At 71.4% G+C, this 13,609-nt stretch carries 15 protein-coding genes; 6 read left to right on the top strand and 9 right to left on the bottom strand.

Annotated elements, in window-relative coordinates; translation table 11 throughout:
* Window positions 1-2: 2 nt before the first annotated feature.
* Both HZZ10_RS04660 and HZZ10_RS04655 read right to left on the bottom strand, forming a co-directional pair.
* A complete protein-coding gene (locus HZZ10_RS04660; protein ID WP_179912606.1) occupies window positions 3-830 on the bottom strand; it encodes a hypothetical protein in 828 nt (275 codons plus the stop codon).
* A gap of 122 nt (window positions 831-952) precedes the next feature.
* On the bottom strand, window positions 953-1,633 hold the full coding sequence (locus HZZ10_RS04655) for a nucleoside/nucleotide kinase family protein (RefSeq protein ID WP_179912605.1): 681 nt from the start codon (window positions 1,631-1,633) through the stop codon (window positions 953-955).
* Between the two features lie 126 nt (window positions 1,634-1,759).
* Between HZZ10_RS04655 and HZZ10_RS04650 the strand changes: the two genes are divergently transcribed.
* Window positions 1,760-2,788, top strand: a complete 1,029-nt coding sequence (locus HZZ10_RS04650; protein WP_179912604.1) for an NADPH:quinone reductase — start codon at window positions 1,760-1,762, stop codon at window positions 2,786-2,788.
* Between the two features lie 63 nt (window positions 2,789-2,851).
* Here HZZ10_RS04650 and HZZ10_RS04645 read toward each other — a convergent pair whose 3' ends face one another.
* The 3 genes from HZZ10_RS04645 to HZZ10_RS04635 are packed head-to-tail and all read right to left on the bottom strand — an operon-like array spanning window position 2,852 to window position 4,727.
* The gene (locus tag HZZ10_RS04645) at window positions 2,852-3,193 is read right to left on the bottom strand and encodes a branched-chain amino acid transporter permease (RefSeq protein WP_179912603.1); all 342 of its coding nucleotides are present in this window, start codon (window positions 3,191-3,193) and stop codon (window positions 2,852-2,854) included.
* A complete protein-coding gene (locus HZZ10_RS04640; protein WP_308507488.1) occupies window positions 3,186-4,052 on the bottom strand; it encodes an AzlC family ABC transporter permease in 867 nt (288 codons plus the stop codon). Before HZZ10_RS04640 ends, HZZ10_RS04645 begins: the two co-directional genes overlap by 8 nt.
* A gap of 6 nt (window positions 4,053-4,058) precedes the next feature.
* Window positions 4,059-4,727 carry a FadR/GntR family transcriptional regulator gene (locus tag HZZ10_RS04635; protein ID WP_179912602.1) on the bottom strand — a complete coding sequence of 223 codons (669 nt, stop codon included), beginning with the start codon at window positions 4,725-4,727 and terminating at the stop codon, window positions 4,059-4,061.
* Between the two features lie 177 nt (window positions 4,728-4,904).
* On the opposite strand from HZZ10_RS04635, the gene HZZ10_RS04630 reads away from it, so the two are divergent.
* Together HZZ10_RS04630 and HZZ10_RS04625 are read left to right on the top strand one after the other, a co-directional pair.
* Complete coding sequence (locus HZZ10_RS04630) at window positions 4,905-6,722, top strand: 2-isopropylmalate synthase (RefSeq protein WP_179912601.1); 1,818 nt, start codon at window positions 4,905-4,907, stop codon at window positions 6,720-6,722.
* Window positions 6,723-6,763: 41 nt separating this feature from the next.
* Window positions 6,764-7,270: a hypothetical protein gene (locus tag HZZ10_RS04625; protein WP_179912600.1), complete on the top strand. Its 507-nt coding sequence runs from the start codon at window positions 6,764-6,766 to the stop codon at window positions 7,268-7,270.
* A 76-nt stretch (window positions 7,271-7,346) separates the two neighbouring features.
* On the opposite strand, the gene HZZ10_RS04620 is transcribed toward HZZ10_RS04625, so the two are convergent.
* Window positions 7,347-7,838, bottom strand: a complete 492-nt coding sequence (locus HZZ10_RS04620) for a heme-degrading domain-containing protein (RefSeq protein ID WP_179912599.1) — start codon at window positions 7,836-7,838, stop codon at window positions 7,347-7,349.
* Window positions 7,839-8,126: 288 nt separating this feature from the next.
* On the opposite strand from HZZ10_RS04620, the gene HZZ10_RS04615 reads away from it, so the two are divergent.
* Entirely contained in the window at window positions 8,127-9,032 is a 906-nt protein-coding gene (locus HZZ10_RS04615; protein ID WP_228087064.1) for an oxygenase MpaB family protein, read from the top strand.
* A gap of 13 nt (window positions 9,033-9,045) precedes the next feature.
* On the opposite strand, the gene HZZ10_RS04610 is transcribed toward HZZ10_RS04615, so the two are convergent.
* The 3 genes from HZZ10_RS04610 to HZZ10_RS04600 form a co-directional block, all read right to left on the bottom strand.
* On the bottom strand, window positions 9,046-9,594 hold the full coding sequence (locus HZZ10_RS04610) for a hypothetical protein (protein ID WP_179912598.1): 549 nt from the start codon (window positions 9,592-9,594) through the stop codon (window positions 9,046-9,048).
* A gap of 81 nt (window positions 9,595-9,675) precedes the next feature.
* Window positions 9,676-10,077 carry a HicB family toxin-antitoxin system gene (locus tag HZZ10_RS04605; RefSeq protein WP_179912597.1) on the bottom strand — a complete coding sequence of 134 codons (402 nt, stop codon included), beginning with the start codon at window positions 10,075-10,077 and terminating at the stop codon, window positions 9,676-9,678.
* 110 nt (window positions 10,078-10,187) lie between these two features.
* Window positions 10,188-10,787, bottom strand: a complete 600-nt coding sequence (locus tag HZZ10_RS04600) for a TetR/AcrR family transcriptional regulator (protein WP_162246140.1) — start codon at window positions 10,785-10,787, stop codon at window positions 10,188-10,190.
* A 140-nt stretch (window positions 10,788-10,927) separates the two neighbouring features.
* Here HZZ10_RS04600 and HZZ10_RS04595 point away from each other — a divergent pair, with 140 nt between their 5' ends.
* Window positions 10,928-12,580, top strand: coding sequence for an ABC transporter substrate-binding protein (locus HZZ10_RS04595; protein WP_179912596.1), 1,653 nt, complete (start codon window positions 10,928-10,930; stop codon window positions 12,578-12,580).
* Between the two features lie 16 nt (window positions 12,581-12,596).
* Window positions 12,597-13,595, top strand: coding sequence for an ABC transporter permease (locus tag HZZ10_RS04590; RefSeq protein WP_179912595.1), 999 nt, complete (start codon window positions 12,597-12,599; stop codon window positions 13,593-13,595).
* Window positions 13,596-13,609: the final 14 nt, after the last annotated feature.

Here is a 13,609-nt window from a genome sequence, read left to right as displayed (position 1 = left end):
GGTCAGCTCGAGAAGTCCGCCACGAGGTCGTCGTACTCCTCCGAGGTGATCGCCACGAGCGATCCGTAGGCTGTGCCCGCAAAAGACGACTGCAGGCTGTCGATCTGCCAGTCGTCCCCGTAGCGCAGGACCCCGACGCCGCCGAGGTAGGTCTCGCCGTCCAGCTCGTAGAGGACGACGTACTCGCGGCGCTCGTCGGCCCCGACGAGCTTGGCTGCCTCGGCGAGGTTCTCGTCGAGCTTTCCGGGGCCCTTCACCTGGTCGATGCGCTGGGCGGTCAGATCGGCGAGGCGAGCGGAGTCGAGTTCGTCGACGATGTCCTGGGCGGAGACGTCGCCCTTCTCGAGCGGGGTCGTGGAGTCGAGGTCGACGTCCGGCAGCAGGAGGCTGATGGTCATGCGGCGGTACTGCTCGGCGGCGGCGCCGGCACGGGTGGTCTTCGCAAGCCCGACGAAGAGCTTGTCGTCGGACGGGAGCGACGAGGTGTCGGCGGGCGTGAAGGCGCGCAGCCTCTCGAGCGTGCCGACGAGGTCGAGGTTCTCGGCCTGGGCATCGGTGGCCCACGCGGTGAGAGCACCGGCTGCGTCTCCCTCGGCGATCTGCTCGGTCGAGAACTCGACCGCCTCCTCGGGCGTCGCGAATCCCTGCTGCTCAGAGTCCCCGGCGCCGCCGGACCTGACACCCAGCAGCACCCCGAGGACCACGGCGACGACTGCGAGGACGGCGACCAGGACCCAGGGCAGCGCACTGCCTCGGCGAGGCCCGGCGGGCGGTGCGGGGGGACCGGGGACCTGGGCGGGCTGTCCGTAGGCGGCACTCGAAGACGTCATGCTGCTGGACGCTACCCGCCCAGGGCTGCGCGCACGATGGTGACCTCTCCCCGGGGACCTGAGCCCGGCACGACCGCGCACGCTGCAACAACACCGGTCGAGCCCCCTGGCGACCACGCGGGCTACGAGCCGGAGCGCCCGGCCCCCCTGGTCAGGTGCGGGCGTGCCAGGTCGGTGTTGTCGAAGACCCAGGTGGCTCTCCGGCGCGGGTCAGCCTCGGCGAGGTACAGGCGCTGACCGCCGACGTACCTCCGGTTCGACGCGGCCTCGGGGTCTGGGTCGTGGGAGCCCTGCAGCCGCGCGTTGCCCCGCGGGACGGTGACGGCCAGCGGTGCGTCCACCCAGACCACGGCGTCCCAGACGTCGGCGAGCTCGGGCCGCTGCAAGAAGATCCCGTCGACCAGGAGGATCCCGGCAGGCGGGACCTCGAGCGCCGGGACGGTGACAGGCTCGTCGAGGTCCACGTCCCAGACGGCCGGGACCACAGGCTGCCCGGCGCGCAGCGGGTCGACGACGGCAGACCTGAAGGCCTCGTAGCGGTACGACCCGCGGTAGAACCCCTCGGCTCCGAGGCCCGCAGCCCGGCGCTCTGCTCGTGGCCTGTGGAAGCCGTCGATGCTGACGCGCACCAGGGGGCGTTCGTGGCGCGCTGCCGACAGCCCGGCGAGCTCGTGGGCCAGGTGCGTCTTGCCGACCCCGTCGACGCCGTCGAGGGCCACCAGCGCACGCTCGCCGGGGCGCACGAGCTCGATCTCGTCGAGCAGGGCGGACACGACGGGCGATCGGTGGTCTGGGACGTGCATGCGCACGACTCTACGAGCGACGACCGACGGCGAGGCGGCGCGTCCACCTGCCGTGCGGACGACCGCGGCACCGTCGCCGAGAGGCCCCCGGGGAATAGAGGACGACCTCTCACCCTTATCGCCCTCATGAAGGCAATCGTGTACTCCAGCACAGGTCCCTCGTCCGTCCTAGGCCTCGTCGACCGTGAGGTCGCCAGCCCCGGCCCCGGGGAGGTGCGCGTGCGGGTGGTCGTCTCCGGCGTGAACCCGACCGACTGGAAGGCGCGGGCCGACGGCGACCTCGCCTTCCCGGAGGTCGTCCCCAACCAGGACGGCGCAGGCGTGGTCGACGCCGTCGGCGACGGGGTCACCGAGCTCTCCGTGGGTGACCGCGTGTGGCTCTACCTCGCGGCTCACCGTCGTCCGACCGGGACGGCTCAAGAATTCACGGTCCTGCCCGTCGACCGCGCCGTCAGGCTGCCCGACGGGATCGACCTCGACGTCGCGGCCAGCATGGGGGTCCCGGCGATGACGGCCCACCGCGCGCTGACCGTCCACGAGCACGGTCCCGCCCGCCTCGCACCCGGCGCGCTCGAGGGGCGTGTGGTCCTCGTCCAGGGTGGCGCCGGCGCCGTCGGGCACGCCGCGATCCAGCTCGGCGTGTGGGCCGGGGCGACGGTCATCACCACGGTCAGCAGCGACGCGAAGGCCGAGCTCGCGCGCGCAGCCGGCGCGCACCACGTAGTCCAGTACCCCGACGACGCTCTCGCCGACCGCATCCGTGAGATCGCCCCCGAGGGTGTCGACCACGTCGTCGAGGTCGCCCCTGCGCAGAACGCGGCCCTCGACGTCGAGGTGCTCGCCAACCACGGCAGCATCGGCTACTACGCCAACAACAACGGCGACGACTTCAGCGTCCCGATCGTCCCGAGCTTCATCAAGAACGCGCGGTGGCAGGGGCTGCTCCTGTACACGGTCGGCGACGAGGCGCTGCACGCCGCCGCGGAGGACGTCACGGCCGCGCTGCGCGACGGTGCGCTGCCGGTCGGTGAGGCCGCAGGCCTGCCGATCACGTGGTTCCCGCTCGAGGAGACCGCCGCGGCGCACGACGCCGTCGAGTCCGGTGTCACGGGCAAGGTCCTGATCCGCGTCTCCGACGAGCCGCTCGGCGAGTAGGTCTCGTGCGCGGCACGCCCACCTGGCGTGCCGCGCACTGTCGTCTCAGCCCATCTCGTCGCCTCAGCCCGCCCCGCCGGAGAACACCGTGTTGACGAGCACGACGTACAGCGCCGTCCCGCCGAGGATCGACAGCAGGGCGTTGCGCCGCCACAGGTGCAGCGCGACGGTGACGACGAGGGCCACGAGCTCGGGCACACCGTGCCACCTGTCGCCGAGGGAGACGTCCTTGAGCGTGTAGACGACGAGGATGAGCATGATCCCCACGGGCATGTACCGGCCGAGGAACTGCACGAAGGCCGACTCGCGCAGCGGCCCGATCACCAGGAACGGCAGGGCACGCAGCCCGAAGGTCACCACGAGGATCGTCGCGAGGGCCGCCAGGACGTAGCCGTCGTCAGGCACGGGCCACCCGCTCTCCGCGAGCGCGCCGGAGCGCGAACCTCACGGTCAGGGCCGCGAGGAAGAGCAGCATGCCCACCACGAGCATCTCGTCGCGGGCGACGAGCAGGGCCACGAGGGCGGAGCCGATCGCGAGCATCGGCGAGGTGAGGTCCCGGTTCTGGCGGAAGGCGTCGAGGGCGAGGACCGTGAACAGCGCGGTGAGGGCGAACCACATGCCCTGCGGCACCTGCGGCAGCGCCCGGCCGAGGAGCGCCCCGGCGACTCCGCCCGACACCCAGTAGGACTGGCAGAGCACCTGCATCCACACGATCCGGGCGGTCGTCCGTTCGGCTGCGGGGATGTGGTGGGCGAGGGCGTAGGCCTCGTCGGTGAGGGCGTACATGCTGTACGTCTTCGCGAGGGGGCCGCGGACGGCGTGCAGCGGGAAGGACAGGGCGTAGAAGACGTGCCGGAAGTTCACGAGGACCGTCGACAGGGCGATGCTCGCGAGCGGAGTCGCGGCGACCACGAGCCCGATCGCGAGGAACTCGAGCGACCCGGCGTAGATGAAGGTCGAGAAGAGGGGTGCCCACCACCAGGAGAGCCCGGACTCGATGACGAGGAGCCCGAAGGCGACCCCGAGCGGGACCATGGCGACACCGACCGAGAGCGTGTCCTTGAGCGCTGCCGCGAAGGCGTTCGCGGGGACGGGGGTGGTGTCGGGCTCGGGTGAGAGCTCGTCGTGATTCGCGGGCACCGCACCACGGTAGCCGCGGGCTGACTGGAGGACGGCAGGTGTCCGGGCCCCGAGCAGGACGAGCCACACGAGGCGCACGAGCCGCACGAGCCGCACGAGCCGCACGAGCCGCACGAGCCGCACAGAGGCTCAGCCGAGGTGCGCCTTGAGCGCGAGGAGATGTTCACGGGTGAGCGTGGCGGCAGCCGTCCCGTCGCGGTCGGCGATGGCCTGGACGATGCGCAGGTGGTTCTGGTGGTCGGCGTCGCCGCCGTACTCACCGCGCAGCCGGAGCAGGTCGATCATCGCCTGCCTGCTCCGGGGCGTGAAGGAGTCGAAGAGCTCGACGAGGATCTCGTTGTGCGCCGCGCTGACGATGCTCCTGTGCAGGGCGGTGTCGGCGTCCACGTGGACCTCGATACTCTCCTGCCGAGCCGCCCTCTCCCGCGCGGCAGCCTCCATCGCCTGCAGCTCGTCGGAGGTGCGGCGCTCGGCTGCCAGGACCGCGGCCTCGACCTCGATCGCGATGCGCGCCTCGATCACGGCGGCGACGTCCGCCCGCCGGACCACCCGGTCCCAGTCCTCGGGCTGCTCGAGCGCGGTGACGAAGACACCGGCCCCCTGCCTGCTCGCGAGCACACCCCGGCCGGCGAGGTCCCGGATCGCCTCGCGGACCGTCGACCGTCCGACCCCGAGCTGCGGCGCGAGCGTCGTCTCACCGGGGAGCTTCTGCCCGAGCGCCCACTCTCCGCCCCGGATGCGCTCGAGCAAGAGGTCGGCAGCCTGCTCGGCCAGCGGTGTGCGGTTCAGCTGCGTCATGGCACCATCTTCTCGCACTCCTCGACTTCTCTACTTGTCTGAGGAGTTGTGCTAGCGTCACGAGCGTGGCTCCTCTTCTCCTCCTTGGTCGCCGCGGCGAGGTCTGACCCGACCGGTCCCTCGCCGCGGGGCTGCGACGCGCGCCGGTCGACCACATCACGACCCGAAGGACCGACCATGAGCACCACCTCTCGTATCTCGACCCCCGCAGGCCCCGTCCCCGACGGCTCCCCAGCCTGGAACCGGCAACGACGCTCGCAGATGCCCTCCCACCGCTACACCGACGCCTACTCCCGCGTCGAGGTCCCGCTCCAGGAGCGCAGCTGGCCGCTCCACAGGCTGACCGCAGCACCACTGTGGGTGCCTGTCGACCTGCGCGACGGCAACCAGGCGCTCGCCGAGCCGATGGACCCGGCCCGCAAGCGACGATTCTTCGAGCTCATGGTCCAGATGGGCTACAAGGAGATCGAGGTCGGCTACCCCTCCGCCTCGCAGACCGACCACGACTTCGTGCGGCTGCTCGCCGAGAGCGACATCGCCCCGGAGGACGTGACGATCGTCGTGTTCACCCCGGCACGCCGCGACCTCGTCGAACGCACCGTGGAGTCGGTCCGCGGCATCCGCAACCCCGTCGTGATCCACATGTACACGGCGACAGCGCCGACCTGGCGCGACGTCGTCCTGCGCCGTGACCGCGACTCCCTGCGCGAGCTGATCCTCGCCGGGGGCCGCGACGTCCTCGAGCTCGCCGGGCACCTGGAGCACGTGCGCTTCGAGTTCTCCCCCGAGGTCTTCAACCTCACCGAGCCGGACTACGCCCTCGAGGTCTGCGACGCCATGACCGGGCTGTGGGACGCGACCCCCGACCGTCCCGTGATCCTCAACCTCCCGGCGACGGTCGAGATCGCCACGCCGAACGTCTACGCCGACCAGATCGAGTACATGCACCGGAACCTCGCGCGGCGCGACGCGGTGATCCTCTCCGTCCACCCGCACAACGACCGCGGCACCGGGGTCGCGTGCGCGGAGCTCGCTGTGCTGGCCGGGGCGCAGCGGGTCGAGGGCTGCCTGTTCGGCAACGGCGAGCGCACGGGCAACGTCGACCTCGTCACCCTCGCGCTCAACCTCCACGCCCAGGGCGTCGACCCGATGATCGACTTCTCGGACATCGACGAGATCCGTCGCACCGTCGAGCACAGCAACCGCATCGAGGTCCACCCGCGCCACCCCTACGCCGGCGACCTCGTCCACACGGCCTTCAGCGGGACGCACCAGGACGCCATCAAGAAGGGCTTCGCCGAGCACAGGCAGCGCGCAGCGGCCGAGGGTCTGGCAGAGGACCAGGTCCCGTGGCGGGTCCCCTACCTGCCGATCGACCCGGCCGACCTCGGGCGCAGCTACGACGCCGTGATCCGGGTGAACTCGCAGTCGGGCAAGGGTGGCATCGCCTATCTGCTCGAGTCCGACTACGGCATCGAGCTGCCCAGGCGTCTCCAGGTCGACCTCGCCGGACGCGTCCAGCAGCACGCCGACACGACAGGCCTCGAGATCGACGCACCGCAGCTGCTCGAGATCTTCGAGCACAGCTATCTGCCGCAAGCAGACGGCCTGCTCGAGCTGCTCGACCTGTCGACCGAGACCCGCGACGGCACGCGGACCCGGGTCGCGCTGCGCATCGCGGGTGACGAGCGCAGCGGCACCTACGAGGGTGTCGGACCCGTCGAGGCCGTGACGTCGCTGCTCGGGGAGCACGGGATCGACGTCGAGATCCTCTCGCTCCACCAGACGTCCCTGCGGGCCGGTGCCTCGAGCGAGGCGCTGACCCTCGTCGAGCACGTCGGCCCTGCCGGGACGACCTGGTCCGGTGGGCGGCACCGCTCGGTCCTCACGGCGAGCGCCCAGGCCGTCCTCGGTGCCGCACGGGTCGTGATGGCTGGTCAGGGCACCTCTCCCCAGGCAGAGCAGCCCATCGCCCTCCAGCCGGTGCGCGGATAGCGTCACCCGCGTCAGACTCTCGCTCGACGGAAGGCCCGCTCATGCCCGCACACCACCCGCTCCGCGCCCCGGCGCTCCTCTCGATGCTCGCGGTGGTCTGCGGGGTCGTGCTGTCGGGGTGCTCGGGCTCGTCGGACCCCGGACCGGGCTCGTCGGCGATGACCGGGACTCTGCACTACGAGAAGGGGTCGGTGCCGCCGCCGTACCACTACCAGCTGACGCTCGAGCTCACGGACGACGAGTTCACGCTCGTCTGGTCGGGCTACGACGACGAGGTGGGTCGCACGACGGGCACCCCCGTCGACCTCGACGCCGCCCGCGAGATCCTCGACGGCTCCGGCCTGCTCGAGGGCGACGACGACACAGGCGGCTGCACGGGCGGCGCCCAGGCCGAGGTCGACCTCGTGGTCGACGGCGACAAGGTGCGCACCTCGGGCGGGACCTGCGGCGGCGAGGGTGGGGCCGGTGACGTCGCCGACGCGATCCGCGCCATCGCGGGCGACGACGTCGTGGACGACGCGATCGACGAGGTCGAGTCCGCCTCCTGACCGCGCGCTGTCCCGCAGGGCGCGCACGGTGAGCGGCCTGGTGACGTCGGAGGACGCCGTCCCCCGCGCCACCAGGTCAGCGCGCGGCGGCGTCGCGGTGCGCTGTGAGCGCCTCGATCATGAGGTCGTGGTCTTCCTGGTCCGTCAGACCGGAGACCACCGCGACCCCCACGAGCGACCCGCGCACCCGGAGCGGGACGCCACCACCGGCGAGGACGTGCACGGCCGGGTCGAGCCCGAGGCGCGGCTCGGCCTGCGTGACGCCCTTGCTGCGGAACCGGAGCCTGACCGCGAGCGACGGGGCGTCGAAGCGGCGCACGAGAGCGTGCTTGCGGTCCATCCAGCTGTCGTTGTCGGCGCTCGTCCCGGGCCTAGCCGCCTGGAAGACTCGCTGGTCGCCGAGCCAGATCGCCACGGTGATTCCGAGGGCACGCTCGGTCGCCAGGGCGACGACGCGCTGCCCGAGGTCCCACGCCTCGTCGTGCCCGAAGCGCTCGAGGTCGAGCTCGCGGACCTCGGCGAGGATCTCCTCGGCGCGAGCGAGGTCGGAGAGGGAGTCGTCGGTCATGCGGCACCTCCCCCGGCGCTGGTGCTGGGCACAGAGCCGGCGAGGGGGGCGGTGGGCAACGACAGCTGCGCGACGAGCATGGATCGTCCTCGGTCTCGGGGGTGGGTCGGGCCACGAGCACTCTACGGCTCACCCGGCACAGGGTCGAGGGATCACGAGCGCAGGTGCAACCGCAGGCAGACAGGCAGGCGCAGATGCAGCTGCAGATGCAGGTCCTGGCTACGTCGAGAGGCGTGGTGGACGACGTGGCCGGATGCCCCACAGGCGGACCGCGGGTACGTTCGCCCCATGGGACGGATGGTCGACACGTGGCGCTCTCACCTCCTCACGACCTTCTCCGGGGACGACGCCGGCAAGCCCGCCTGGGTGGAGAAGATGGCCGACGGTGACGACGCGGGGTTCTTCGGACCCGGGTCGGCCGCGTGGGCCGTGCACGGCGGGACGGCCACGCTCATCGCGGGGATCCGTGCGCTGCTGCTCCAGACCCTCCACCCTGGTGCGATGGCCGGGGTGCACGACTGGTCTCGCTACCAGGAAGACCCGCTCGGGAGGTTGTCGGGGACCATCCGCTGGCTGCTCACCGTGACCTTCGGGGACACCGCGCAGGCCCGGGCGGAGTCGACCCGCGTCGGCCGCTACCACAACCGGGTCGTCGGTACCTACGTCGCGGCCGACGGGACCGAGCACCCCTACACCGCAGGAGACCCGGAGCTGCTGTCGTGGGTGCACGTCGTGTTCACCGACGCCTTCCTCACCTGCGAAGAGATCTGGGGCGGGACCATCCCCGGGGGCGCCGACCAGTACGTCCGCGAGTGGGCGACGGCCGGCGAGCTCGTCGGGGTCGTCGACCCGCCGCGGTCGAAGGGTGAGCTCACGGCAGCCTTCGAGGCCTTCCGCCCGTCGATGAAGAGCGACGAGCGCGTCGCCGAGGCCGTGCGGTTCATCCGTAACCCGCCGCTGCGACGGACCATGATGCCCGCGTACAGGATCCTCTTCGCCGGGGCCGTCGCGTCGATCCCGGCCGAGCAGCGCCGGATGCTCGGCCTGCGGCGCCCGTGGTGGCCCGCGATCACCGCGAACCGCGTGGTGCTGTGGGGTGTGGGGATGATCCTCGGGAGGTCCTCGACCTCGGAGGATGCGGCGCGGGCGAGGCTCGCGCGGCTGGCAAGGACGGCGGCCGACGACCCGACGTGAGGACCGGCGCGGGCTAGGGGATGTCGAGAGGGTCGACGAGCAAGCCGACCCTCTCGTCGACATAGGCACCGACGTCACGCACCGCGCTGTCACCGAGGGCGGCGTTCCACCGCACGACGAGCGAGCCGTCAGGCGCGAAGACCACCGGCCCCTCGCCCGACCGCAACGATTCCGCGTCGAGCGTGATCTCGCGCCAGCCGTGGTTGACGGTCTCGCCCGTCTCGAACTTGCCGCGCAGAGCGGCCGCCCGCAGGTCGCGGCGCTCCTCGGCCGACTGCGACTGGTAGTTACGCACGCCCGCCTCACGAGCCCGGACGATCGCACCCGTCGCGTAGAGCGTCCCGTCGCGCCCGAGCATGAGGGCTCCCAGCCGCCACGCCCGACCGACCGGGCGCAGCACGGGGTTGCGCTTCACGAGCAGCACCCGGTGCGCCTCGACGTACTCCGCGAGCGGCTCGTCGCGCGCGTCAGCGGCCTCGAGCCGGGCGACCGCACGGCGCAGGACCTCTCGGAGGGCGTCGACGGCTCTCTGGTCGTCACGGGGCGTCGCGCTCTGGTTCACCTGTCTATGATCGCGCACCCCGTACCTGCCGCGAGAGGAGACGGGTGGACTCGCGACCACCTCGGCAACCATCGCGAGAGGTCAGGCTGAGAGCAGCTGATGGGCTCGCTGGCCCGAGACACCGAGAACTGCACCGATGTCGCGCTGGGGTACGTGCCGTTCTGCGAGCGCCAACGCCAGCGCCCTGGTCTGCTGACGTACTCGCTGCTCGTACTCGGCCGCCAGACGACGAGCGTCTTCGATAGCCTCGAGCTCTGCTGCGACGTCGACACCGTCGACGGGTTGGTAGTGGACGGTCACCTGGACGTCGTCTTCGCTGACGTCTCGGACGACGGCTACAAGACCTCGTGCCATCGACTCGACCTCGGCGAGGCGTCGGGCCTGCGTGAGACCTATCCCGGGGACCTCGACCATCCACCAGCGACCGTCGCGGCTGACGTTGGCGATGACGTGCAGAGAGTTGTTCGTGGTGCCTGTGGACATGTCTGCTCCTCGCGGATGCTTCCAGCAAAAGTCTATCAAGGCTAGACAGTAACCATCTAGCAACACTAGGCAAATGTTGTCTAGCAGACCTAGACACACTCCGCCGAGCCTCAGGGCAGCGCGCCCTCGACCGGCGCAAGCGCCTCGGCGAGCACCTCGCACAGCGAGGTCCGCACAGCGCCTGACCTCGACCACTCCCCGACGGCCGCGACGAGGGCCCCCGCATAGGCAGCGCCCGCGACCTCGGCGCGCAGCGGCTCGACGCCCTTCATCACGGCAAAAGACGTGAGCACGACCGCTACGTCGCTCGCGCGCACCGCGGCCGAGCGCCGGAGCTCGTCGGCGAGGCCCATCGTGTCGGCGTGGGTGAAGGCGAGCGACACGTTGTCGGGGCGCAGCGCCCCGGCGACCTCCATCAGGGCGGCCCGTGCCGTCCCGCGAACCGTCCCGTCGTCGTGCCGCGGGTCGGTCAGCGACTCCCCCAGCGTCGCGACCGTCGCGTCGAAGGTCGACCACAGGAGGTCGCTCTTGGCGCCGAAGTAGTTGAAGAAGGTGTTGCGGCTGACGCCCGCACGGGCTGTGATGTCCGCCACGGAGGTTGCCGCGTAGCCGCGTTCGAAGAAGAGCTCGCCAGCCGCTTCTTCCAGCATCGCGCGGGACGAGGCACGCGGACGGCCCGCTGCGCGAGCGGAGGGAGTGACGGGGCTCATGGGGTGATCGTAGCGACCGGACCTGAAGTGTGACTTATTGTGGGACGCAGTCCAAAAACTCGTGCGGCGATGCTCGAACCAGCCGCACCGTGCACCGCTGCACATCCGTGCCCGGTCTGCTGCTCATTCCTTGGAGACTCATGCTCGCCGCCCGACGCGCCCTCAGCCGGCGCGGAGCCGCCCTGGCCGCCCTCGTCCCTGCCGCAGCTCTCGTCCTCGCCTCGTGCAGCAGCGACGACTCGTCGTCGTCCGCCGAGCAGCAGGACGGAGGCACGCTCGTCTACGCGACAGGCGACGCCGAGCCCACCTGCCTCGACCCGCACGTGGGTGGCAACTACCCGCAGGCGATGCTCACCACCCAGGTGCTCGAGCCGCTCGTCGGACGCGACGCCGAGGGCGAGATCCTGCCCTGGCTCGCGACAGGCTGGGAGATCAGCGAGGACGGTCTCACCTGGGACTTCACCCTCGCCGAGGGCATCACCTTCACCGATGGGACACCCTTCGACGCCGAGGCCGTCAAGGTCAACGTCGAGCACCTGCAGGACCCGGCCACGCAGTCCTCGACCGGGTACCTCGCGCTCGCCAAGGTCTCCGAGGTCGAGGTCGTCGACGCCACCCACGCGCGCTTCCACCTCACCGAGCCCGACTCCGCACTCGCCGAGTCGCTCAGCCAGCCGTGGCTCGCGATCGAGTCGCCGACGGGTATCGCCCGGGGCATGGACGCCAACTGCGCCGCACCCGTCGGCACAGGGCCCTTCGTGGTCGAGAGCTGGACACCGCAGCAGCAGGTCGACCTGGTCCGCAACGACGACTACGCGACGTCCGCCCCCGAGGCGACCCACGAGGGCGCCGCGCACCTCGACCGCATCGTGTGGCGGTTCATCCCCGACGCCGCGACCCGGTACGCCGCGCTGCAGTCGGGTGAGGTGCAGGTCATCGACAACCCGCAGCCCGACGCGATCGCCACAGCACAGGCCGGCGGCGACATCAGCGTCGTCGACGCGCCGCGCCCGGGCTCGGTCAACCGCCTCGAGCTGAACTCCGGCCAGGCACCCTTCGACGACGTCCGCGTCCGCGAGGCCTTCGTCCGCGCGGCCGACGTCGACCCCGGCATCGAGAGCCTGTACGCCGGGACCGTGACGCGCTCCTACTCGCCGCTGTCGAGCAGCGAGCCGACGGCCGTCTCGGACGAGTCGCTCTTCGGCACCGACCCCGACGCCGCGCAGGACCTGCTCGACGAGGCCAGCTGGACCGAGCGGGACGCCGAGGGCTACCGCACCAAGGACGGCCAGCGGCTCACCGTGCGCTTCCCCGTGAGCACCAACCAGTCTGTCGCGGCCGAGCAGTCGCTCTTCGAGCAGGTCCAGGCCAATGCCAAGGCCGTCGGCTTCGAGGTCGTCATCACGCCCCTCGACCTCAGCGGCTGGTACGAGGCCCTCGGCGCGAACGAGTACGAGATCGTCTCGGCCCCGTACACGAAGGTCGGACCTGACGTGCTGCGGATCCTCTACCACTCGAGCGGGATCGTCCCGGCGCCGAGCGGCTACTTCGCCAACCACGCGCAGGTCTCCGACCCGGCCCTCGACGAGATCCTCGACCGTGCGGCCGAGGTGACCGACCCCACCGAGCGCGCCGAGCTCTACGCCCAGGCACAGCAGACGGTCCTCGACGGCTTCTTCATCCTGCCGCTCTACGACCAGCAGAACCACTACCTGACGCGCGGCGTCGAGGGCGTGCGTACCCTGCACACTGTCGGCACGCCGACCTTCCTCGACACCCAGCTCACCTCCTAGGAGCACCCGCACCCCCATGAGCGTTCTCCGGTGGGCCCTCGGTCGGGTCGTGGCTGCCGCCCTCGTCGCGTGGGTCGTGACGACAGTCGTGTTCTTCGCGCTGCGGGCGGCGGGCGGCGACCCGACCGAGGCGATCCTCGGAGGCCCTGGGTCGCAGGCGAGCGCGGAGGCCGTCGCACAGGCACGGTCGGACTACGGTCTCGACCGTCCGCTGGTGGTCCAGTACCTCGTGCAGATGCAACGGATCGTCACGCTCCAGCTCGGCGACTCCTACGCGCGCAAGCAGCCTGTCGCCGACCTCGTCGGGGCCCAGCTGCCCTCGACGATCCTGCTCGCTGTGCTCGCCCTCGTGCTCGCCTGGGTGATCGCCCTCGCGCTCGCCACCCTCTCGACCCGCTCGCGCGGACCTCTCGGCCGAGCGGCCTCGGGCATCACGCAGGCCGGGGAGATCGTCGCGACGGTCGTCCCGCACTTCTGGCTCGGGGCCGTGCTGATCCTCGTGTTCTCCTCCACCCTCGGGTGGTTCCCGGCGACGAGCGTCGGGGCGTCGCCCGCCGGGCTGGTGCTGCCGGTCGTCACGCTCGCGGTGCCTGTCGCCGGGTTCCTCGGGCAGCTCATGCGGGACGGCCTCGACGAGGCCGCCGCGTCACCCTTCGCGACGACGGCGCGGGCGCGCGGGGCCTCGGAGTCCCGCGTGCTGTGGCGGCACACGCTCCGTCACGCGGCGCTCCCGGCGATCTCGCTGTCCGGGTGGGCCTTCGGCTCGCTGCTCAGCGGGGCCGTCGTCGTCGAGTCGCTCTTCGGCCGGCCCGGGCTCGGGCGGCTGCTCCTCGACGCGACGTCGTCGCGCGACGTCCCCGTGGTCGTCGGGACCGTGCTCGTCGTCGCCCTCACCTACACGGTCGTCATGACGATCGCCGACGGGCTCGAGAGGATCGTCGATCCCCGCCCGCGCGGAGCAGATCGCGACAGCGCCGCCGACCGCTCGGCCGCACCCGAGAAGGCGATCGTGTGACCCCCACGTCCGGT

This window comes from Sanguibacter inulinus (assembly GCF_013415325.1).
Classification (GTDB): Bacteria; Actinomycetota; Actinomycetes; order Actinomycetales; family Cellulomonadaceae; genus Sanguibacter; species Sanguibacter inulinus.
This window is presented reverse-complemented; position numbering and strand designations above follow the sequence as displayed.

Bases quoted from the DNA above. Each gene is read 5' to 3' on its own strand.
- HZZ10_RS04660 (WP_179912606.1), bottom strand. From the start codon at position 830: ATGACGTCTTCGAGTGCCGCCTACGGACAGCCCGCCCAGGTCCCCGGT.
- HZZ10_RS04655 (WP_179912605.1), bottom strand. From the start codon at position 1,633: ATGCACGTCCCAGACCACCGATCGCCCGTCGTGTCCGCCCTGCTCGAC.
- HZZ10_RS04650 (WP_179912604.1), top strand. From the start codon at position 1,760: ATGAAGGCAATCGTGTACTCCAGCACAGGTCCCTCGTCCGTCCTAGGC.
- HZZ10_RS04635 (WP_179912602.1), bottom strand. From the start codon at position 4,727: ATGACGCAGCTGAACCGCACACCGCTGGCCGAGCAGGCTGCCGACCTC.
- HZZ10_RS04630 (WP_179912601.1), top strand. From the start codon at position 4,905: ATGAGCACCACCTCTCGTATCTCGACCCCCGCAGGCCCCGTCCCCGAC.
- HZZ10_RS04625 (WP_179912600.1), top strand. From the start codon at position 6,764: ATGCCCGCACACCACCCGCTCCGCGCCCCGGCGCTCCTCTCGATGCTC.
- HZZ10_RS04620 (WP_179912599.1), bottom strand. From the start codon at position 7,838: ATGACCGACGACTCCCTCTCCGACCTCGCTCGCGCCGAGGAGATCCTC.
- HZZ10_RS04615 (WP_228087064.1), top strand. From the start codon at position 8,127: ATGGGACGGATGGTCGACACGTGGCGCTCTCACCTCCTCACGACCTTC.
- HZZ10_RS04605 (WP_179912597.1), bottom strand. From the start codon at position 10,077: ATGTCCACAGGCACCACGAACAACTCTCTGCACGTCATCGCCAACGTC.
- HZZ10_RS04600 (WP_162246140.1), bottom strand. From the start codon at position 10,787: ATGAGCCCCGTCACTCCCTCCGCTCGCGCAGCGGGCCGTCCGCGTGCC.
- HZZ10_RS04595 (WP_179912596.1), top strand. From the start codon at position 10,928: ATGCTCGCCGCCCGACGCGCCCTCAGCCGGCGCGGAGCCGCCCTGGCC.
- HZZ10_RS04590 (WP_179912595.1), top strand. From the start codon at position 12,597: ATGAGCGTTCTCCGGTGGGCCCTCGGTCGGGTCGTGGCTGCCGCCCTC.